General features: G+C 59.4%; 18 protein-coding genes. 4 read left to right on the top strand and 14 right to left on the bottom strand.

The features are described 5' to 3' along the window. Nucleotides 1-22 precede the first annotated feature (22 nt). The 6 genes from NZ585_02065 to bcp all read right to left on the bottom strand — a co-directional run bounded on the left by NZ585_02065 (nucleotide 23) and on the right by bcp (nucleotide 5,531). Nucleotides 23-322 carry a hypothetical protein gene (locus NZ585_02065; GenBank protein ID MCS7078823.1) on the bottom strand — a complete coding sequence of 100 codons (300 nt, stop codon included), beginning with the start codon at nucleotides 320-322 and terminating at the stop codon, nucleotides 23-25. After that, a complete protein-coding gene (locus NZ585_02060) occupies nucleotides 319-1,704 on the bottom strand; it encodes an aminopeptidase P N-terminal domain-containing protein (protein MCS7078822.1) in 1,386 nt (461 codons plus the stop codon). Before NZ585_02060 ends, NZ585_02065 begins: the two co-directional genes overlap by 4 nt. Nucleotides 1,705-1,710: 6 nt before the next feature. Beyond that, complete coding sequence (locus NZ585_02055; GenBank protein MCS7078821.1) at nucleotides 1,711-2,490, bottom strand: indole-3-glycerol phosphate synthase TrpC; 780 nt, start codon at nucleotides 2,488-2,490, stop codon at nucleotides 1,711-1,713. Next, nucleotides 2,487-3,320, bottom strand: a complete 834-nt coding sequence (locus NZ585_02050; GenBank protein ID MCS7078820.1) for an SDR family oxidoreductase — start codon at nucleotides 3,318-3,320, stop codon at nucleotides 2,487-2,489. The genes NZ585_02055 and NZ585_02050 overlap by 4 nt, the downstream gene beginning before the upstream one ends. A gap of 180 nt (nucleotides 3,321-3,500) precedes the next feature. Beyond that, entirely contained in the window at nucleotides 3,501-5,024 is a 1,524-nt protein-coding gene (locus NZ585_02045; GenBank protein ID MCS7078819.1) for a PrsW family glutamic-type intramembrane protease, read from the bottom strand. Between the two features lie 42 nt (nucleotides 5,025-5,066). Beyond that, nucleotides 5,067-5,531, bottom strand: coding sequence for a thioredoxin-dependent thiol peroxidase (gene bcp, locus NZ585_02040; GenBank protein MCS7078818.1), 465 nt, complete (start codon nucleotides 5,529-5,531; stop codon nucleotides 5,067-5,069). Between the two features lie 297 nt (nucleotides 5,532-5,828). Here bcp and NZ585_02035 point away from each other — a divergent pair, with 297 nt between their 5' ends. From NZ585_02035 to serA, 4 genes are all read left to right on the top strand, one after another. Next, the gene (locus NZ585_02035) at nucleotides 5,829-8,447 is read left to right on the top strand and encodes a polysaccharide biosynthesis tyrosine autokinase (protein MCS7078817.1); all 2,619 of its coding nucleotides are present in this window, start codon (nucleotides 5,829-5,831) and stop codon (nucleotides 8,445-8,447) included. Nucleotides 8,448-8,807: 360 nt separating this feature from the next. Beyond that, nucleotides 8,808-8,972: a hypothetical protein gene (locus tag NZ585_02030; protein ID MCS7078816.1), complete on the top strand. Its 165-nt coding sequence runs from the start codon at nucleotides 8,808-8,810 to the stop codon at nucleotides 8,970-8,972. Nucleotides 8,973-9,112: 140 nt separating this feature from the next. Next, nucleotides 9,113-9,586, top strand: coding sequence for an SsrA-binding protein SmpB (gene smpB, locus NZ585_02025; protein MCS7078815.1), 474 nt, complete (start codon nucleotides 9,113-9,115; stop codon nucleotides 9,584-9,586). Nucleotides 9,587-9,639: 53 nt separating this feature from the next. After that, nucleotides 9,640-11,229, top strand: coding sequence for a phosphoglycerate dehydrogenase (gene serA / locus NZ585_02020; protein MCS7078814.1), 1,590 nt, complete (start codon nucleotides 9,640-9,642; stop codon nucleotides 11,227-11,229). Nucleotides 11,230-11,322: 93 nt separating this feature from the next. Here serA and NZ585_02015 read toward each other — a convergent pair whose 3' ends face one another. From NZ585_02015 to NZ585_01980, 8 genes are all read right to left on the bottom strand, one after another. Beyond that, nucleotides 11,323-12,192, bottom strand: coding sequence for a phenylalanine 4-monooxygenase (locus tag NZ585_02015; protein MCS7078813.1), 870 nt, complete (start codon nucleotides 12,190-12,192; stop codon nucleotides 11,323-11,325). A 219-nt stretch (nucleotides 12,193-12,411) separates the two neighbouring features. Beyond that, entirely contained in the window at nucleotides 12,412-13,842 is a 1,431-nt protein-coding gene (locus NZ585_02010) for a cytochrome b N-terminal domain-containing protein (protein ID MCS7078812.1), read from the bottom strand. 110 nt (nucleotides 13,843-13,952) lie between these two features. After that, on the bottom strand, nucleotides 13,953-14,489 hold the full coding sequence (locus NZ585_02005) for a ubiquinol-cytochrome c reductase iron-sulfur subunit (GenBank protein MCS7078811.1): 537 nt from the start codon (nucleotides 14,487-14,489) through the stop codon (nucleotides 13,953-13,955). 210 nt (nucleotides 14,490-14,699) lie between these two features. Then, nucleotides 14,700-14,885 (bottom strand): CPXCG motif-containing cysteine-rich protein, encoded by a 186-nt coding sequence (locus NZ585_02000; GenBank protein MCS7078810.1) that lies wholly within the window; start codon nucleotides 14,883-14,885, stop codon nucleotides 14,700-14,702. A gap of 12 nt (nucleotides 14,886-14,897) precedes the next feature. Further along, a complete protein-coding gene (gene lepB / locus NZ585_01995; protein ID MCS7078809.1) occupies nucleotides 14,898-15,965 on the bottom strand; it encodes a signal peptidase I in 1,068 nt (355 codons plus the stop codon). A gap of 52 nt (nucleotides 15,966-16,017) precedes the next feature. Further along, complete coding sequence (locus NZ585_01990) at nucleotides 16,018-17,343, bottom strand: insulinase family protein (GenBank protein MCS7078808.1); 1,326 nt, start codon at nucleotides 17,341-17,343, stop codon at nucleotides 16,018-16,020. A 317-nt stretch (nucleotides 17,344-17,660) separates the two neighbouring features. Then, nucleotides 17,661-19,037 (bottom strand): alkaline phosphatase family protein, encoded by a 1,377-nt coding sequence (locus tag NZ585_01985; GenBank protein MCS7078807.1) that lies wholly within the window; start codon nucleotides 19,035-19,037, stop codon nucleotides 17,661-17,663. A 350-nt stretch (nucleotides 19,038-19,387) separates the two neighbouring features. Continuing rightward, a complete protein-coding gene (locus tag NZ585_01980) occupies nucleotides 19,388-20,629 on the bottom strand; it encodes a serine/threonine protein kinase (GenBank protein ID MCS7078806.1) in 1,242 nt (413 codons plus the stop codon). Nucleotides 20,630-20,638 lie beyond the last annotated feature (9 nt).

Raw genomic sequence — 20,638 nt, 5'->3', positions numbered from 1 at the left:
CAGTGGGGCAGGTTGCGCAGGGCTACACTTCGCCGCGCAAGCGCGCATAGACGTAATCCAAGTCGCGGAGCGACGCCACGATATAGACCTCGCGCGGCATGGAATCATCGCTTGTACTGAGCGCGACGGTGATGCCGTTGTCCGGGCATTTGGCGAAGCATGGCCGACTGCTCATGGCGACGCAGCCGGCCAGCCCTTCCTTCTCAAGTTGTTTTTGGAACAACGGGCGAATGCGCGTCCCCAGCGCCGCCACGTCGCCGTTGGTGGCGCGGCGGCCACAACTGCTACAGAACTTCACCGTATCAAACAGTAACTCACTCATGCGTGGCCTCCTCCATTGGACAGCGCCGCACGCCGCACAGCTTCAATGTCTGCGATTTCCTTTGGTACGGCGGCGGTCAAGACTTCATTGCCGGTGCGCGTAACGAGCACGTCGTCCTCAATGCGGACGCCAATCCCGGCGTAACGTTTCGGGACGCCCTTGAGACCCGGTGCAAAGTACAGCCCCGGCTCAACCGTGACGACGCAGCCCGGACGGAGCTTTTCATAGAGAAAGCTTCCGTTTTCGGTTTCATTGGTGAAGTACGTGCAGGCGTCGTGTACGTCGCTACCCAGCCAGTGGCCGGCGCGGTGCATGTAAAACCGCGTGTAGGTTTTCTTCTCCTTGATTTCATCGGGTGAGCCGGTCAGCAACTTCAAGTCACGGAGGCCGTCAATCAGTGTGTCAAGCGCGACTTGGTGATACTTGTCAAAGCGCGCGCCAGGCTGAACGGCGGCGATGGCGTTCTTTTGGGCTTGGAGCACCAGTTCGTAAATATCGCGCTGCGCTGGCGTGAATCGCTTCCCGATGGGAAAGGTGCGCGTGATGTCGCTGGCGTAGTAGCCGTACTCCGCGCCAGCGTCAATCAGGAGCAACTCGCCGTCGCGCAGCAGGCTGTTGTTGGCGTTGTAGTGCAGCACCGTCGCGTTTGCGCCGCCGCCGACAATCGAGGTGTAGGAACTCCCTAACGCGCCGCGCCGGCGGAAGACGTATTCGAGTTCAGCTTCGACCTGAAACTCGTACCAACCAGGTTGCACAGTTGCCATGGCGCGAAGGTGGGCTTCGGCGGCGATGTCGGCCGCGCGCCGCATGCGCAGCAGTTCGTCTGCGTCTTTGACGAGGCGCAGCTTGCCCAGCAGCGGCAGGGTGTCGCGGATGGCCGACGGGGCCGGCCCCTGCCGATGCCGACGACGAGCCGCTGCGCGAAACGCGGCGATGACGCGCTGGTTGAGGTGTTCGTCGCGCCCGAACTTGAAATACAGTGTCTGCGCCGTTTCCAAGTACCCGCCGATATGCGCGTCAAAGGCGTCAATCGGAAACGCCTCGTCTGCGCCATAGATTGCCTTTGCGCCTTCGACGCCGGCCCGCGCGCCGTCCCACGTTTCGCGTTCGGGATCGCGCGGTCGGACAAACATCACCAAGCGGGGCGATGCGCCGCCCACGAGGACGATGACGGCGTCCGGCTCCTCAAAGCCGGTCAAGTAATACACATCGCTGTCCGGACGATAGCGGTAGTACAGGTCGTGCGTCCGATGGGCCTCCGGCGGGTTGTAAAGCACCATAACGTCGTCGCCCAAAAGCTTGAAGACACGGCGGCGGCGATTGGCGTAACGTGCGGCGTCAAAGGTGGGCGGTGGAAAGACCTCTCCAAAGTGATTGGGCATAGGTGGTTAGGCACGCCCTTGTCCGAGCAGGTCGGCGAAGGCCGTTGCAAGGTCGGCGGCGCGCATCAGCCTCGTCCCGACAAGGAAGCGCGTGCAGTACGGCAGTAACGTTTCGATGTCCGCGCGGCGGTGAATCCCGCTGGCGGCGACCGTTACGATACCGGACGGGACGCGCGGCGCAAGTCGTTTCGTCGTATCCAACGAAATCTCAAAGGTTTCGAGGTTGCGGTTGTTGATGAGGATCACCGCCGGGTCAACGCGCAGCGCCCGTTCCAACTCGGCTTCAGTTTGCACTTCGACGATGGGCGTCATCTTCCAGCGCCGAATCTCGGCGTGGAGGTCGTCCAGTTGGGCGTCGTCGAGAATCTTCACGATGAGTAGCGCCGCTTCCGCACCGGCGCGGCGCGCATCGTGAATTTGCGCCGGATGCACAATGAAATCCTTGCACAGCGTTGGACGCAGCGACCGCCGGGTGACTTCGGCTAACAGTTCAAAACCGCCGCCGAAGTAATCCGGCTCCGTCAGGACGGAAATCGCCACGGCGTAGGCGTCATAGACGGGCAGCAGGCGCGTCAGGTCGGGCGCAGCCTGCAGGACGCCCTCGCTTGGCGACCGGGGCTTGATTTCCGCGATGAGCGCCGGACTTTGCCCGTCAAGAGCGGCAAGAAACCGGCCCGATGCAGGTGACAGGTCGGCAGGCGGCATCGTGGCGCGTCCGGCGTACGCTGCGCGCCGTGTCGCCACAATTTCGGACAGCGAAGGCGGAATGCGGTTCAAAGGCGTCAAGGCAATTTTTCTTGATGTGCGGCTCGCCACTGCGCCTGCCGGCGACGGCCACGCCGCCGGAGCGGCTCAATCAACCAACGAGCGATAGGCGGACACAAATTTGTCAGTTTCGCCAGCCAACCTCGATGGCGCGGAATCGTCACCTCTAGCGGTCGCCGCCGCCGCGCGTCCTCAATCGCCGCTGCAATCTCGGCGACGGTGAGAATCCGCCCGCCGGAAAACGTCAGCGCCGCTTCAGGTCGGCTGACTTGTAACGCCAGCATTGGGGTTTGAACGGCGTCGGGGCAGACGACCGTCACAGCGATGTTGTAGGGGGCAAGCTCGTACGCAGCGGCGAGCGAAAACCCACGCACAGCGAACTTCGACGCCGAATACAACGTCAGTCCCGGCACGGGCACAATACCCGCCAGCGACGCCACATTGATGATATGGCCGCCCTCCGGCTGACGGCGCATCTGACGTGCAGCCGACAGCGTGCCGAAGATAACGCCCTTGGCGTTAATGTCGAGATGGTCATGCACGGCTGCCGAAGGCGCAGCAAGCAACTCGTCTACGTGCAAATAGCCAGCAATGTTGAGTAGCACGTCCAGCCGGCCCCAACGTGCGACGGTTTCCGCGACAGCGCGTTCCCAGCCTTGTTCGTCACGGACATCAAAGGCTAAAGGCAGCGCCTCACCGCCGGTTTCAGCTGGCAGTTGCGCGCAAATCCGTTCCAGCCGGGCGGCAGACAAATCGGCGAAGACAACGCGGTGACCAGCGCGATAGTAGCTTTCAGCCACATGGCGGCCGATGCCGCTTGCGCCGCCGGTCACGAACATGACATTGGCCATCGGAAACGCTTACAGGGACTCTGGCGCAAATTCGTAGCGGTAAATATCATCCGGTAAGTCGCCGGCGTGAATCAACGTCAATGCCTGGATCAAGCGGGCGTGAATACCATAAACCCACCCGTGCAACCAGGGCTGACCCTGGTCGCTACGCTCAAGCGGGACCCACTCTGGAAACGGCGTTCAAACCTGCGTCCGCAGGCGCATAATTTCAGCCTGTAGGCGTGGAATCTGCGGCAGGCTGCGGGTTTCGCTTTGGGCCGCCGCCGCCCGCTGAACATGCCAGTAGCAAAGCCCCAGCTTTGAGACGTTTTTCAGGAAAGCGCGCCGCGCCCCGAAGTTGCCTTGCAGCGGCCAGAGCGTCCGGCGAATGCTTGAGGTTGCAATCGCCAAGTGCTCCGGGGTGATGAGTCCACGCGCCACTTCGACCGCGAGCATTTCCTTGAGAATTTTGCTCTCACGCCGGGCGACATAGATGAGAAAGCCGATAAACAGCAGGAAGAACGGCACCTCGAACAGCGCATAACCGATGAGAAAGCGGTTGCCTAAAAACACCGCCATGCCGTTCCAAATCATGTGCAGGACGACCGCGAGGACATAGCCGCCGACCGGCGCTAGGAAACGAACGGCGAAACTGTGTGACTCGCGAGCGATGCCGCAGCCGATGCCGGTCATCGCCGTAAAGGTCACATGGGCGAACGGCGACAAAACGCCGCGCAGAATAAACACGACGATGAGTCCCCCAAGCCCGCCGCTGAGCAAGCTGCGCCCGTAGTAGAGAACATTTTCCACCGTGGCGAAGCCGAGCGCGATGAAGCCGCCGTACACGATGCCGTCCACGATGTCGTCGAACTCGCGTCGCAGAAACAGCAGGATGAGGATGAGTCCCAAGCCCTTTGAGCCTTCTTCGACAATAGGAGCAGAAATGACGGCGCCGACAATCGTGCCAGCGACTTCACCGCCGACGCTGGCGGCGATCGTGCCGAACAATGAGTTCAAAACGTAAGAAACAATGACGGCGACTAGTCCGCCCCAAGCGAACGACGCCGCCAAGGCCCACGCCGGCTCTGGATCGTACCGGTCAAGCCACAGCAGCGGCAGCATGTAGAAAAAAGCCGGGACAAACGCAACAATCGTGGCGATGATGGCCGCGACAACACCCAGATTGGAGAGCATGATGAGAGCGACCACCAGGGAAAGAATCAGACAGACCAGCAATCCAACCGCCATGCCGATGTAAGCGCCGACCGGCGACTTTTCCGGCTCTGGGGCGAGTCCCTTATGTTCTGGGTTGTACATCCCGATGCTGCCCAGCGTTTGCTTGAGCATAGCCGTGCGCCCGCCGGGTACCGCCAAGGGGCGACCCCCTGCGAACGCCACCGGGCTCGACGCTGGTGCAGGTGATTCCAGCGCGACGCTAATGCGAACGCCAGGACGCCCTAACTCGATGACATCGCCGTGATTGAGCCGAACGCGCTGGATACGCTGGCCGTTGACGTACGTCCCGTTGGTACTCTGGTTGTCCACGACGTAGAAGCCGTCCGGCTCAGCCTGCAACAGGCAATGCCGCGACGACACCATGCCGTCCATCGCTGGATCAAAGCGGACGCCCGCGTCCACACTACGCCCCAGCAGTAGGACGCCTTCGTGGAGGCGGTAGGATTGACCGCTCAGTGAGCCGTTGAGCACCGAGATACAAAGTCCCATACGTCGTAAACTTGCTGCATCAGCAGGACGGCGAAGAACCGACTAGCTGGCTAGACCGAACGCCTCAAGCACTTCACGACTGTGCGTTTCAACATTCACCTTGTCGAAAATTTTGACGATGACGCCCTGCTCATCAATGAGAAAGGTCTTCCGCGCCAGTCCCATAAACTTTTTCCCCTGCCACTCCTGTTCCCCGTAAACGCCGTAGGCCTCGGAGACGACGTGGTTGGTGTCCGCCAACAACGTGAAGGGAAGCTGGTATTTTTCCGCGAAGGCGCGATGTGAGGCTTCATCATCGAGTGAGACGCCCAGCACGACGATGCCCTTTGCTTGATATTCGGCGTGCGCGTCACGAAAGCCGCACGCCTCTTTGGTGCAACCCGGCGTGTCATCCTTCGGGTAAAAGTACAAAACCACCTTACGACCGCGGAACTGTTCCAGACTCACCGGCTGGCCGTGCATATCCGGCAGGGTGAAGGTTGGCGCAGGAGAACCGACTTCAGGCATACAACACCTCGCAATAGACAAAGTACACAAACGCGAAGTAAGGTAGATGAACCTGCGCCTGCAAAACAATGGGCTTTGTCGGCGTTCGGCTGTTCAGTCGGGGCATAACGCGGTATAGTGCGCGGCAAGATAGAACCGGGTCGATCGGCGGCGACGATATTGCGCCGCGTCTTTCAGGACACCGCCGGGCGATCCGCTTGATTCAACACTGGGCGACTTATGTATTTGTTCGCCGCAAGGATTTCATTCGACGTTCGACCGCACGTGTAACGTCCCGATTGCCATAACCGAATTGCTATGCCCCAAGACTCGTCCGCTAATCATGTGATGCTCGCGCCGACGGCGGCCGAGGTTGACTTGGTCACGCCGACCGTGCAAGACCGCATGCGACGGCGCGGAAGCTATCAGTACACGCTTCCGCAGGAAGACGGCGGTCTGCCGTTGCGTCAAGCGTTTCTCACGATTCTGCGCTACAAGTTCACGGTTCTGTTGTGCGTCGTCATCACGATGACCATCACCGGCCTGGCGCTGTCCCGTATGCAGCCGGTTTATGAGGCCGCTTGCCACATCGAAATTGCGCCAGAAAAGGAGTTTTACTCGTCGAGCGGGCGCATTTCGTTTATGCCGTACTCGGTTGACCCGGACTATCTCAACACGCAGATTCGTAAGATTTCGAGTCCGCCGGTGTTGATTGAGGTGGTCAAAACCCTCAAGCTTGACCGTGATCCAAAGTTTCTGGCGTCCGGGCCGACGACGCTCGGCGCAGCGTTAGCCGATTTGATCCGGTCGCCGCGCAGGCTGCCCACAGCGGCGAAAAAGCAAGAGGCTCAATCAAGCGACTTGCCGGACGCTGAGCCGGCGTCGGCGGCGAATGAGCAAGACGAAATGCAACGCTATGCGCCCCAGATTGGGAGGCTGGCGAGTGGGCTGCAAGCCTACGGTGTTCCTCGGACGCGCTTGGTGCGTATCGTGTTCCAGCACCATGACCCGGAAACAACCAAGCTTGTTGTCAACACCATCGCCGAGGTGTTTGCGCGCCGCAATGTTTCCGACCGCTTTCAGCAGGGGATAAGCCAAAAGGAATTTTTGGCTTCTACGGCGGCGCGGTTGCAGCAGGAAATTCTCGAGGAAGAACGCAAGCTGACTGAGTACCTGCGGACACGCAAAATTGTTTCGCTCAAACCGGAAGACAACCCGGAAGTTGCGCGCTTAGCAGGTCTCAATCAGGCGCTGCTCGAAGCCGAAAAAGAGCGCCTGCGGGCGGAGGAGCGGTATCAAGCCAGTCTCACCGAACCAATTGACTCGCTGGAGGAGATGCAGTCCGACCCGGAACTCCAGAAGCTCCGGGGCAAGATTTCCGAGCTGAGGCAAAGGCGGCTGGAGTTGCTGGGAACCTACACCGAAATTCACCCGGAGGTGGTTCAGATTGACCAAATGCTGGCGCAGGCGGAAGGCGAGCTCAAGGAAGCTAAAAGCAACGCCTTAGCGCGCATCAAGACTGCCTACTTCAACGCGAAGAAGCGGGAAGAGGAACTACGGGCGCGTGTGGAAAAGCAGCGCAATGAAGTCGTGACCCAGAACGGCGATGGCGTCGTGCAGCGGATGATGCAGGACAATATTGACAACAAAAAGAAAATGCTGCAGGCGCTCTATGCCACGACCAAAGACACCGAGATCGGTCTGCGGATGGACCTCAATAACATCACGGTCGCTGACCGCGCCGGGACGCCGGGGGCGCCGATCAGTCCGCGTGTCGGCTATACGTTGAGCGTGGCGTTTTTCCTGTCACTCTTCGGCGGCATCGGGTTGGCGTTTGCTCGCGAATACCTCAACACACGCATCAAGTCGGTTGAAGATGTTGATCGGCTGCTGAACCTACCGACTTTGGGGCTGATCCCAAAGGTCACCCCTAAAGAACTGAGCAAGGGCGGTGGGTACTACGGCTACGGTAGTGAGACGAAGGTGCTGGCCAAGCTGGCCGACGGACGCCCGTTGCCGGCCAACCTCAACATCGGCCTAAGCGCCTTTGCGTTGTCGGCCTCACCAGTGGGTGAAGCCTATCGCCAGTTGCGGACCTCGATTTTGCTTTCATCGTCCGAAGACGTGCGCAACCGCATTATTCTCATTACCAGCAGCCAGCCAGGTGAGGGTAAAACCACAACCGCGTTCAATACAGCCATCTCGCTGGCTCAAACCGGGGCGTCGGTGCTGCTGGTGGATTGCGACCTGCGGCGGCCACAGCTTCAGAAACTCTTTGAAAAGCACGGCCAAGACAACGCCTTCCGGCCCGGCCTGTCACGGTATCTTTCTGGGCAGTGCAGGATTAGCGACATCTTTGTTCCATCGCCTATCCCGTACCTGACCCTGATTACGTGCGGTCAGATGCCGCCTAATCCGGCCGAATTGCTTGGCTCGCAGCGGATGCGGTCGCTTTTGGCCTATGCCGTTGAAAAGTTCGATTATGTGATTCTGGATACGCCGCCGATGCTGTCATTCGCCGACGCAACGATTCTCTCGGCGATGGCGGACAGCGTCATCTTGGTCGTCAACTGCCAACGCTCCAAGCGCGACATCGTCAAGCGGGCGTGCCGCAAACTCGATGAGGCCAACACGCGCGTGCTAGGCGTCGTCCTCAATGCCATATCGCAGGAGCAGACAAGCTACTACGGCTACGATTACTACGGCTACAGTTCGTACTACTACTACAGCCGGTCGGCGGCGGTGAACGGCAACGGTGAAGCAGCAGCTGTCAAGCCACCGCCGTCGGCGTCGGAGGTTTTCGAGCAACTTAAGTCGGCGCTCCAAGAACGCGATGAGCCAAGTCCTCCAGACGTTGAAAAGGGCGGAAGCGCGAGGCCGTCCGTCTCAAACTCGGCAGCCGCCGATGGAACGGCCGAGCAACGCGATGCGGGATAGGACCGTGTCCGTTCTGTAGCGCCTCCGGTTGCGTTGCTGGCCGCCGGTTACTAGAGCGGGCTAATTGGGTGGAAACATCCGCTGCTCGCGCTGTTCAAAGCCTCTCCCACGCTGTTGGCAGCCGGTTGGTGTTAGGCAGGTGCCAACGCCGGTCGGGCGGGAGGTTGGTTGCAGGTTGCTTTGGTCGGTTGCTGGAGGTCGGTTGCTGGAGGATGTGGCGTTGGCGCTCGATGAGCGCTTCTTGTTCTTGTTGTCAGTTTGATTGCCTTTCTCCAGCGCACGCTTGTGCTACATTGCTAGCTTTGCGCGGCGGTGTGGACAAGCCGGAACGGACTCATCCGCGTCGCTAGCTTGTCGCCTATGGGTTGGTCGGGCGTTGTCATTAGAAGCGCCGCAGACTGGGTGACGCTGATTCTGCACTCCACCGTCGTCTTGATGCTGATGGGCGTGACGGCGGCGTGCGGACGGGCAAATCATCGGGTTTTATTGGTGCGCCCTTGTTCATCGTCTCTGACAGCCTGTTAGCGATGAATCGCTTTTTCTAACGCCGTCGTTGGGGCATGTATCTGCGTGACACCGACCTATGCGCCGCGCAGCGCCTCATCGCCAGCGGCGTTCTGGCAGAAATCATCGAACGCTGTCTAAATGTGCATGCCTTCCTCCACATGACGACACCGACCGCCTCCGACGCTGCTAAACTCATCGCCTCGAACCGTGAAGCCTTCTTTGACTATTTCATCCTCGATACCTACGAAGCCGGATTGGAACTCGTCGGGACGGAAGTCAAGGCCCTACGGGAAGGGCGGGTCAACCTCAAGGACGCTTATGTCACCATTCGCAATGGTGAAGCCTGGCTGCTAGACGCCTACATTAGCCCTTATTCGCACGGCAACCGTTACAACCATGACCCACGCCGGACGCGCCGCCTGTTGCTCCATAAGCGTGAAATCGCCAAGCTGGCAGCAGCGGCGCAGGAACGTGGATTGACCATTGTTCCAACCAAGCTGTATTTCAAACGCGGACGCGCCAAGGTCGAAATTGCAACGGCGAGGGGCAAGAAAACCTATGACAAGCGTGAGACCGAACGTCGCCGCGACCTTGAGCGGGAAACGCGCGCCGCGCTCAAGTCTCGCCCCTAGACACCTGCTGTTTTCTTCGGCGAGGAATGTTACTAACTGGTGGTTCGACTGCTATGACAACCCATAGGGTCCTTGTTTGCGGCAGCCTAGCGGAAGACGGCCTCAATATTCTGCGCAGCGCACCGAACATTACGCTTGACGTCAAACCTGAACTCCGCGAGGACGAACTGGCGGCTGTCATCGCGCCTTATCATGCACTCATTGTCCGCAGCGATACGCGCCCGACCGCCAAAGTCATCGCAGCGGCGGAAAACTTGAAAGTCATTGGTCGCGCTGGGACAGGCGTGGATAACATTGACGTGGAAGCCGCCACTAAGCGCGGCATTGTGGTGATGAATACGCCCGGCGGCAACAGCGTCACGACCGCCGAGCATACATTTGCGCTGTTGCTGGCGACAGCCCGCCCCATTGCGCAGGGAACGCTGACGCTCAAGGCTGGACGCTGGGAGCGCAAGAAGTTGGTCGGCGTCGAACTTTCCGGCAAGACACTAGGCATCGTCGGCGTCGGGCGCATCGGCAGTTTGGTCGCCCAGCGGGCGGCGGCTTTTGGCATGCACATTATTGGCTATGATCCCTATCTGACTAGAGAGGCCGCCGCCAAACTGGGTGTTGAGTTGGTGACGCTGGACAACCTGTTGGCGCGAGCCGACTTCATTACACTGCACGTCCCACTGACCGAAGAAACACGCCACATCATTGGACGCAACGCCTTCGCCAAAATGAAGCGCGGCGTTCGGCTCGTCAACTGTGCGCGCGGCGGCCTTGTTGATGAAGCCGCACTGGCGGCGGCGCTGCAGGATGGGACGGTGGCGGCAGCCGCGCTTGATGTATTTGAGGAAGAGCCCCCGCCGCCCGATCACCCGTTGCTCAAGCTGGACAACGTGACCTGTACGCCGCACCTGGGCGCGTCAACAACGGAAGCGCAGGTTAGCGTTGCCGTCTCCATCGCTAAACAAATTGTTGATTTTCTGGAGAACGGCGTTGTTTTCGGTGCCGTCAATGCGCCTTCGGTCAGCGCCGAAATCATGGCCGAACTCCGGCCGTATGTAGATTTGGGCCTCAGGCTGGGGATGTTTCAGGGGCAGGCTTTTGGGAGCAACGTCCGGCGGTTGGTAATTGAGTACAGCGGCAAGGTCGCCGACCTTGACGTACGCCCAATTACACAGGCGGTGCTCGTCGGCTTGCTTTCCGGTACGAGTGATCGGGTCAACTTTGTCAACGCGGCGCTCATCGCCGAGGAACGGGGGATGAGCGTCTCAGAAACAAAAAACCGCGTTGCCAAGGACTTCGCCAGTTTGGTTTCGCTTTGGGCGGAGACAGAGACTGGTGAAAGCGATGTCGCCGGCGCGGTGTTCCGAGAAAGCGACCTGCGGATTGTAAGGGTCAACGGGGTTCCGATTGAGGCGATTCCAAAAGGGCACATGCTACTGTGCGCCAACCGCGACCAACCCGGTACGCTAGGGCGAATTTGTACGACGCTGGGCGACGGCGGGGTGAACATCGCCCGGCTCTACCTTGGACGCAAGGAAATGGGTGGCACGGCTATTTCGCTCATTCAAGTAGACTCACCCGTTCCCGACGATGTTATGGCTAAGCTAAGTGAGCTTCCGGCAGTGCTTAAAGCGCGATGCATTCACCTCTAGGGCCTTACCCTAACGAGGCGTCGGTAAGGACGACTCATAGAAACGGCGGCGGGAAAACGGCGCTGTGGTTTTACACCCGAGCCGGCGTAGGGTTTACTCGCCGGCTTCTCCAGACATCAACCCCTGCGCTGTCGCCCATGCTTCAAAGGCCTGTTCAAGTTCGTCGAAGGACGAAATCTCAAACAGTTCTTCCTGCATGTGATGAATCTCAACCGGCGTGTCAGCGACCCGCTCAATATCAAACGGTGTTTTTTTCACTGCATCGGAAAGCGCGTACGCGATTTCGCCGACCGATGAACTAATGCCAGCGCCATAGATTTTTGTCAGGCGTGGGTCACGCTCCGCGCCGGCGTGCGCCGTGGGATTGATCAGCCCGAATTCAACCGTGTACCAGTAAATCCGCCCCAGCTTGACTGTATCTTCCTCATTGCGAGCGTTGATGCCGGCCAACCCAAACTTGTGGAAGAAGGAAGCAAAGCGCGGATTGGTGATCATTGGCAAGTGCCCCATCAGATCGTGAAACATATCCGGGGCAGGCGTGTACTCCAACTCTGTCGGATGCCGCAGGAAGTCCGTACATGGAAAGAGCTTTTGCGCCAGCAAGAGGAAAAACGTCGCCTCCGGCACATAGCCTTCCACGCGAACGCACTGCCAGCCAGTACACGCGCGTAAACGCTCACTCAAATCGGCCAGCCGTGGGATGCGGTCGCGCTCGTAGCGCAACTTGGCGCGTCCTTCAAGGTACTCGTCACAGACCCGACCCACAATCGCCGCCGACTGTCGTTCGTAGAGCGTTCGCCATGTTTCATGCTGAATAGGTGCATAAACGGGCGGCTGGATGTCGCGCCCAATTGTCCCCTCCGGCGACGGGCTGGGCGCAAGCGGTGGCGAAGGTTTAGCCTTGAACACTACTTCCGTGGAGAGCTTAGCAGGCAGAGTCTTTAACGCAACGGCGGCGGACATTCTTGGCTCTCCTCCGTCACGAGGGGTGATTTCACCGGGGACGCTTCCTAAACGTTAGCGAAGCCACAAAGCCGGACAACGGCCACCTCCGATAAATCGCCCCAACCAATTTCGCGCCGCCAAAGCACGCGAAAGTCGCTAGAAAGAAAAGACGCGCCCGCCAAGCGACGGGCGCGAAGCGCCACACTGTACGAACGTAGTAGGGATGGACGGGACGGGCTACTTGAGCGTGTGAATCCATTCGGCGATCGCTATGCGATCCGCCGCCGAAACTTGCGGCATCGGCGGCATCTTGGGTGCACCGTAAGCGGACGGATTCTCAATCAATCCGGCGATTTCCTCCTTGCTGCGGTTCGCCTTTTTGGCGACGCCAATGAGCTTCGGCCCGGCTGGACCGCCCTCACCGTTTTCGCCATGACAAACCGCGCAGTTTTTTACAAAAGCCTCTGGCGCCGGCGCCGCAACGGCCGCCTTCCGGCTGATGTCTTTCGGCTCAAACGGCTCCTTCAAGAAACGTACACCTTCCTCTTCCTGGGCTTTAAGCTGCGCCGCAAAGTTCTGAGCGTCATCCCGCTTAGCTAACAGGTGCAACGTTCCAATGGCGACCAGCAGGGCGATTGTCCCCAGCATTACAAATGGACGTTTGAGCGGATGCCGTTCGGGACTGCGATCCAGGAACGGCAAAAAGGTAATAACGGCCATAACCAGACCTGGAATTACCAGCGAGCCGATAATGGCGGTCGAGCCGGGGAAGTACTTCAGAAGCTGGAATAGGAACATGAAGTACCATTCCGGGCGCGCGACGTACTGGGTTTGCGACGGGTCCGCTTTCGGCTCCAGCGGCGCGAGGGTCGTCAATGACAGGTAGGCCAAAATGGCAAAGACCACCAGTGAAAACACCGCATCTTTGAACACTTGGCCGGGCCAGAATGGCTCAACTTTGAACATCGCCTCCTGCTCGGTCATGTTGAACGGCCCAGCCGGCCGCGCCTTGCGAAACAGGTACAGGTGCGCAGCAATGCCGCCGGCCATCAGCGCTGGCAGCAGAAAGACGTGAACCATAAAGAAGCGCGAAATGGTGATGGTACCCAGCTCCGTGCCGCCAATGATAATGCGTTTGATGAGATCGCCGAAGATCGGAATCTCACTGGCGATCCCGACCGTCACCACCGTACCGTAGTAGGCTTTCATGTCCCACGGCAACAGGTAGCCGGACAGTGAGAATGCCAACACCAACTGAAGCAGGCCAGCGCCGACCAGCCAGAGCAATTCCCGTTTTTGCTTATAGGCCCCCCAAATGACAACTTGGAGTATGTGCAGCACCACCATGATGACCATGGCGCTGGAGCCATAGTGGTGCATCCCGCGCATGAAGGCTCCAAACGGAACCTCCTTCATGATGTACTCAACCGACTTGTGCGCATCCTCGGCGCTCGGTACGTAGTACATCGCCAGAAAAACGCCTGTGATGGATTGCAGCGCAAAGATGAACAGCAACGCACTGCCAAAGGCGTAAGCGTACCTCGTCCCGCCGGGAATCGGTTCATCAAGCAACTCGTGCAGGATTTCGCTGATGCCGGCTCTCTCGTCAACCCAATCGTAAATTTTTCCAAGCGTACCGTTATACTGCGGAACTGCCGGAGAAGCCATAGTCAAGGAAACCTTCCTAAAAAGTGTTGTCTGCGGAGCATGCCGCCGATGCGGGGGGCTGTCGCCGGCTACGGCGGCCGAAGCCGCCGCCTTCCTTATTTGGGAAGAAGTCAGGAAAACACTTCTTTTTCCGGGAGCAAATTCTTAAACTTCTGAAAAACGACCTGGAGTTTTTTGTCGTCCGTCACGCGATACTCAAGGGTATCCAGTCCGCGCGCTGAAGCCGAGCCGGGCTTTCTCTCACCGGTGATGTCAAAGGCGCTGTTGTGACAGGGGCAAAAGTACTCGTTGCGCTCAGGAACCCAGTTGACTTTGCATCCCAGATGCGGACAAGTCGCAGTAAATGTCAGAAACTTGTCCCCTTGCTTCATCACCCAGACGGTTTCATCGGACGACGACTTCACCCAGCCGTCGCGTACTTCAATCGTGATTTTCCGCGCCGTCGGCTTACCTTCTTCAAATTCAGTGACCGAACCAAGATCAATCCAGTTTTTATCGTCGCCGTCTTTGCCGGTCTTGAGCGCATTGCCAATGGCGAATTGAAAGATCGGATAAGCCAGCGCACCGCCAATGCCGGCCCCGATGACAATCGAGCCAAGGCCCATAAAAAAGCGCTTGGTTTTGTCCACTTCGGACAGTTCGGACATACGAACTCCTTAATCGTTAGGTGCTCGGAAAATGCGTCCTAAAAAGCATGCGCCGGGGAATCGTCGTCACGCTTGCGGAGGATAGACCGGCGACGAGTATACCGACGGGGTGGGAAGGCGTGTGTAAGTCAGCATACAGAGCTTTTGGGTTTTGCCCACCTCACACCGTCCGCTGGGTCGAACCTGGACGAGCTGCGCCCGCTAAATGAGCTACTCCGGCTCAGCGTAAACCGTCACCTGATCTCGTACGGGATCGAGTGTTACGTGAAGCACATTCGGCCGGCAGCACACGGCGCAGTCCTCGATATACCGCTGCCGGCGACCGCCGCTCCAGTCAGGGAAGGTGACGTTTGGTTCGCCGCAGTGCATGCAAAGATACTCAGCGGCATCCTGCATTCCAGGCTAGCGTTACTCGACGGATGGCAGTTCGCGCTGGGGCTCTGCACGTTGCGGAGCGCGCAGCGGGGCTAAAACGTCATCCCCGTCGCCAATAAAGCCCATCTCGCTTAGCGGCCAGTAGCGATACACCGCCTTGCCGTAGATGTACATTTCTGGCACTAACCCCCAGTTGCGGCTGTCATTGCTGGCGTCGCGGTTGTCACCCATCACGAAGTAGTGGTGTGGCTCGACGACCCATGTGCGCGGCGGACTGACAATCGTCGTGTAGTCTTTCGAAAGATAGGCTTCGCGAACCAGTTTGCCGTTGATGTACAGCTCGCCGTTCGCCAGTGTGATTTCATCGCCGGGCAAACCAATCACGCGCTTGATGAAGCTTTCCTGCGGGTTTTTCGGGTAGTAAAACACTACGATGTCGCCGCGCTCAATTTTGGAAAAGTTATAGATGAAACGGTTGACAAAGAGGCGTTCGCCTTCGCGCAGGCGCGGCAGCATGCTCGTACCCTTGACGTAGACGGGCTGAATGACGAATAGCCCGATGAGCAACGCCATGACCAGCGCCAGCGCGATGTCTCGCCCGATGCTCAAGCCTTCCCGCACCCAGCGCTTCCAACTCGGTGTTGCGTCGGTAAACGTCACCGTCGCTACGCCCGCCTCATCCGCAAGGTTGAAGCCGATGGTCGGTGTTTGGGGCGAGACAACCCATAGCGGACGAAAAACAGGCTGCGGGTTGGAGTCGGACGCCACCGCGCCAAGCGCCGGCAGTGATGCTTCCGCTGTACTTTCCCAGTCTAGGGTCGCCGTCGGCTGACATTCGGTGCAAGTTGGAGGAAAACTGGCAGACAGCGCTTGCGGAGCGGATTCTATCGGTGGTGACGTTTTGTCGCGCAGTGTCTCCGTAGCCGGCTTCATTGCCGGCGGCGCTTCCGTCATATCCTCTAAGGGGTGGTTGTCCAGCAAGGGCTGACGCCGATGCGATACACCGTACGCGGACGATGTATAGCTCGACCAGCCGCCGCCAGCGAACGACGCCTCTGCTGAAGATTTGACGAGGGAGTTGTCCAAGAAATCGTCACGCATAGTCGTCGGTTTGGTCGTTTTGTGCGAAGGCTTATCAGCGCCTGAGCATACATCACGGCTGGATGATTTCAACCGTTCCAAACTTGGCCAGCGCCTCTTGGAGGGCAGGCGCTCCGCCATAGATCGCCACCAGACGTCCACGACTTAGCATCGCCTGCGCCAAGGCGTGACAGGCCGCCGGCGTCACTTCTGAAAGACGTTTGGGTAGCTCAGCTTCCGCCGCCGGGCTGCGGCCGTAGGTTTCCAACTGAATCAACTGTTGGGCGATGTCGCGATTGTTGGGAATACGGTTGCGGAGCGCGGCGGCGACGGTTGTTCGGGCGGCGCGCACCTCTTCCTCATCAGGCGGCGTATCGCGCAGTCGGTCAAGTGTTTGCATGACTCGCTCCAGTTCGTGAGCCGCCGTTTCTGGTGGGAAGCTTCCGCGCAACACCCACGGGCTGTCCGGCAGACGACGATGCTCCAGCGTCAGCGTCCAGGGTTGAACGTGGCGTTTGAGGACCTCCGCCAAAACCAGCCACGCGGCACGCGTTTCGGCGGTGGCTTCCGGGAGAATCCCACCAAGGCGAATGTCTACACGGTTGCCCGAACGCGGTTGCAGCACAATGCGTAGCCGTTCAGGTGGGTTCGGGGGCAAAAACGTCGCCGGGGCCGGTTTGCCCTTGGCCCAACCGCCGAAGGCGCGGCGCGTGACGCTTCGGATTTGGGCCGCTGTCACGTCACCGACAATCACAATCGCCGCATTGTTCGGCAGCCAGTGCCGTCGGTGGAAGTCAGCGACATCGGCCGGTGTAATCGCCGCCACGCTCTCCGGCGTTCCTAAAACGGTGTGATGATAGGGATGGGCTTCATAGAGGGTTTGGAAAAATAGAGCGTCGGCGGCGGCCGCGTCCGTTTGAGCGGCGCGCGCCACAGCTATGGCGGCTTCCTGAAACGGCTTGAAACGGGCTTCGGTAAAGTCGCGGCGAGCGAAATCGGGCAGTGTAATGAGCCGCCCAAGCAAATCAATCAGGACAGCAGCTTGCCGGGCGGGGCCGGTCAACAGAATGCATGTTCGATCCCAGTCCACGTCAATCTCAAGCTGCGCTTCAGCTTCCTCCAGTTCAAGCTGCACGCGCTCGGCATTGTAGCCGCCCCCACCACTCTGCACGCATTCTGCCGTCAAACGCGCCAAGCCAGCCTTCCCAACGCGGTCAAACGTTGCGCCTACTTTGATTACTACCCCAACTGTGACCGAAGTTGAGCCGGGGCGTTCCACGACGAGAATCGGCAAGCCCGTTAGCAATGCATCCCGCTGAACAGCTGGTAGTTCTTCAATCCCGGACGCCGCCATACCGCTGGTGGTCGGGGTGAGCGACGACGCGAGAAGCGTCGCCAAAACTAGCCAACTGGTTAGGGAGTAGGCCGTCCAGTGACGGCGCAATCTCTGTTCCGAGCGTGTAGAAACTATGTTTTTTGTTGAGGCGCTCAACGGCATCGCTTTTTTGTTGCACTCAACAAAGGATGAGGGCCAGCACCCACTACTTCGTTCTAGTCTAGCAGCGTACTTTTCGGGGAAAGGTAGCGGCCTGTCAGTCAAGCGGCGTCGGGAAGCGGTTACAGTACGTCGGCGAGACGGCCTGCCTCGCGGACTGAAGAGGTGTTGCCGCTGCCCCTCAAGCTGGTGTGGTGCGGGAGGGTTCCCTGAAAGCGGCTCTAGTCCGCCGTACGTGGAAACCGCAGCTCACTGATTGGAATCTCGCGCTTCCACTGCTCAACGCCGTTTTCATCGAAACACCGCATCGTCAGCAAGCGCTGGGCGCGCGGCCCAGAAAACTCCAGAAGACCAAAGTTGTGCTTCTCTACCAGCGTTCCCGCAACGCGGCAGGGATTGTTCTGCTCGACCTTGGACAAGGTCGCCACGCCGGCCGTCAGCGAACTCGATGTGAAGTCATACAGCGGGTACAGCCCCGGCTCAATCCGTTGATTGAGCTCCGCCAAGTGCCGGTCGCCGGAAATAAAGACCACCCCTGGAATCTTCTCCTTGCGAAGGAAGTCAAAAACTTTGGCCTGCTCAACTTTGAAGCGGCTGAAGCATTCCCACGGCGAAACCGGATTAAGCATTTGCCCGCCGTTGGCGATGACCTTGAACGTCGCCTCGCTTGAACGTAGCGACTCCAACAACCACCGGAGCTGTTCCTGACCAAACATCGTTTTATCCAGGGAATCGTCGGGCAGCGCATTCGGTGTCCGGTGATAGCGGTTGTCCAGCATAAAGAACTCAACGTCGCCCCACTCAAAACGGAAGAAACAGCCCGGAATCTCCGGCGTGCCGTGCGCGGGGTTGCCCCAGTAGTCGCGGAAGACGCGCAGCGCAATGTCGCGCCCTCGGTAGGTGCGGTCGGAGTCATTTGGGCCGTAATCGTGATCGTCCCAAATGGCGTAGTGGTGAACGGACGCCCACAGCGGTTGCAGTTCAGCTTGCGCGCGCGTGTGCGCGTAGCGATACCGCATGCCGGACTCCGTTCGGTAGTCGGCCTCACGGTAGTAGCAGTTGTCGCCCAGCCACAGCATCAAATCCGGCTTCTGCGCCAGAATAGCCGCAAAGACCTTGGGCGAATCGCCGTAAGGACGACCAGGCCGGTCAAACGGCGGATCGTTGACGTAGTGGCAAGAGCCGAAGGCGACCTTGAAGGGCGGCGGTTCCGTGCGCCACTTCCACATCGGCTGCGTCTGAAACGTCATCGCGTAGGGACGCTCAATGCGTACGCCGTCCAGATACACTTCGTAGTCGTAGCGAGTTCCGAACGACAGGCCCGACAGCACAAACTTTGCAATCAAGTCGCTGTCCAGCGTTGTCCGGTGTTCCTCGCTGAGCCGCGCTGTCTCTGGCTTACCCTGCACCCAGTAGCGAAGTTGTGCGCGCGCCGGACGGCGCGTTTGCAGCCAGATCAGTACTTCCGTCATTTCACTGTAGCCAACCAACGGGCCGGAAAGCAGCGCGTCTGCTTCCGCCCCTTCAGTACGAAGCCGCAGCAGTGACCACGCCACTGGTGACAGGAACAGGTGGCTAATAAACGAGCGTCGTCTCACGGTGGAGTTTCCTCAAGCTGAACAAGCGTTATGCTCGGCGACCGCACCAGCGCAAGTGGGGGAGAGACTGTGGTCTACCGGCGTGCGGACGCACAGGCGAAACAAATGGAATCCAAGAAGCGCGTTGGGAGGATTTATCTGGTGGGGCGCCGCTAGGCGGTCTATTCCGCTGGTACAGTTGGGAGCACTTGCCGAGCAGTGCGTCGGCGACGCAGCTTTGAACCAAAGCCTGCGCCGCCCCACCGTACTTTCGCTTTGACGCCGCTGAACAATGCCCACAGCGAATTCTTCAAACGAATTTTTCTCAGGTTGAGCGGTGGGGACGCGCCTAAAAGAGAGCCGGCCGGGGATTAGCCGCTTAGCGACCACCAGATGAGGCCTCCGATGCAGAGACAGGCTATGACGACGGCGACAATGACGACCGTACGCCAAGTCGCGCTCCGGCGTGGTTTTTCGCGTGCCACGACGGTTTGCGAGGCCATGACGATGTCCGCCGGATTGTTTTCCGGCGTCGGTTTCGGCGTCGGCGACAACTCACCGTTCACGGCGTTCACAACATTCAACGGCGTCGGCGAGACGGGCGGCGGTGGCAGCGCCCGCTGCTCGGCTTCACGCTTGCTCATTGTCGTCGCCAAGCGTACGGCTAACTCCAGCTCGCGCGCGAACTCGCCGCCCGACTGCGGCCGCCGCAATGGGCTTTTCTCCAGCGCCCGCATAATCACTCGTTCAACGTGCGCCGACAGGTCGGGGCGGAACCGGCGCGGCGACGGGGGAATTTCGTTGGCGTGTTTGCTGAGGATGACCTTCGACGGCCCGCCGTGAAACGGCGTCTTGCCGGTCAGCATTTCGTAGGTGATGATGCCAAGGCTGTAAACATCCGACCGCGCGTCAAGTTCAAGCCCCTTCGCCTGTTCCGGCGACATGTACTGCGGCGTGCCCATGACCATGTTTTGCGCCGTCAGGGGAGCGCTGTCCGTCGTGTCCTCTTGAACCTTGGCGATGCCGAAGTCTAGTACTTTGACCCGCTCCCGTTCGGCTTCCTCCGTCGGCAGCAGCATGATGTTTTCCGGCTTGAGATCGCGGTGGATGACGTTTTGCGCGTGGGCGGCGTCCAAAGCGTCGCCGATTTGCCGCACAATGTGCACAGTACGTTCTAGGCTGAACGGCCCGTCGGTCTGGATGGCGCGTTTGAGCGTCGAGCCTTCCAGATACTCCATCACCAGATAGACGTAGCCTTCTTCACTAATTCCAAAATCCGTCACCTGGATGACGTTGGCGTGGTCAATCCGGCTCGCCGCCTGGGCCTCTTTCTGGAAGCGTTTGACGGCGCGGCGCTGAGCCGCTAGTTCGGCATGGAGTATCTTGACGGCCCAGAGCTTGCGCGTCAGAACGTGCGTCGCACGATACACCGTGCACATCCCGCCTTCCCCGATGCGCGCTGTCAGGTGGTAGCGGTCAATAAACACCCGTCCCACCAGTGGGTCCTCACCCAACTCTTCTTCGTCGGATACCGTGGACAGCCCCTTGCCGTCATAGGGGCAGAAGGCGATGTCCGCCGTGTAGGTGCGCCGACATTGCGGACAGGCTTTCATGGCTGACAC

The organism is Chloracidobacterium sp. (genome assembly GCA_025057975.1).
In the GTDB taxonomy this organism is placed as follows: domain Bacteria; phylum Acidobacteriota; class Blastocatellia; order Chloracidobacteriales; family Chloracidobacteriaceae; genus Chloracidobacterium.
Note: the sequence above shows the minus strand (reverse complement) of the source record. Positions and strands in the feature narration are given on the sequence as shown.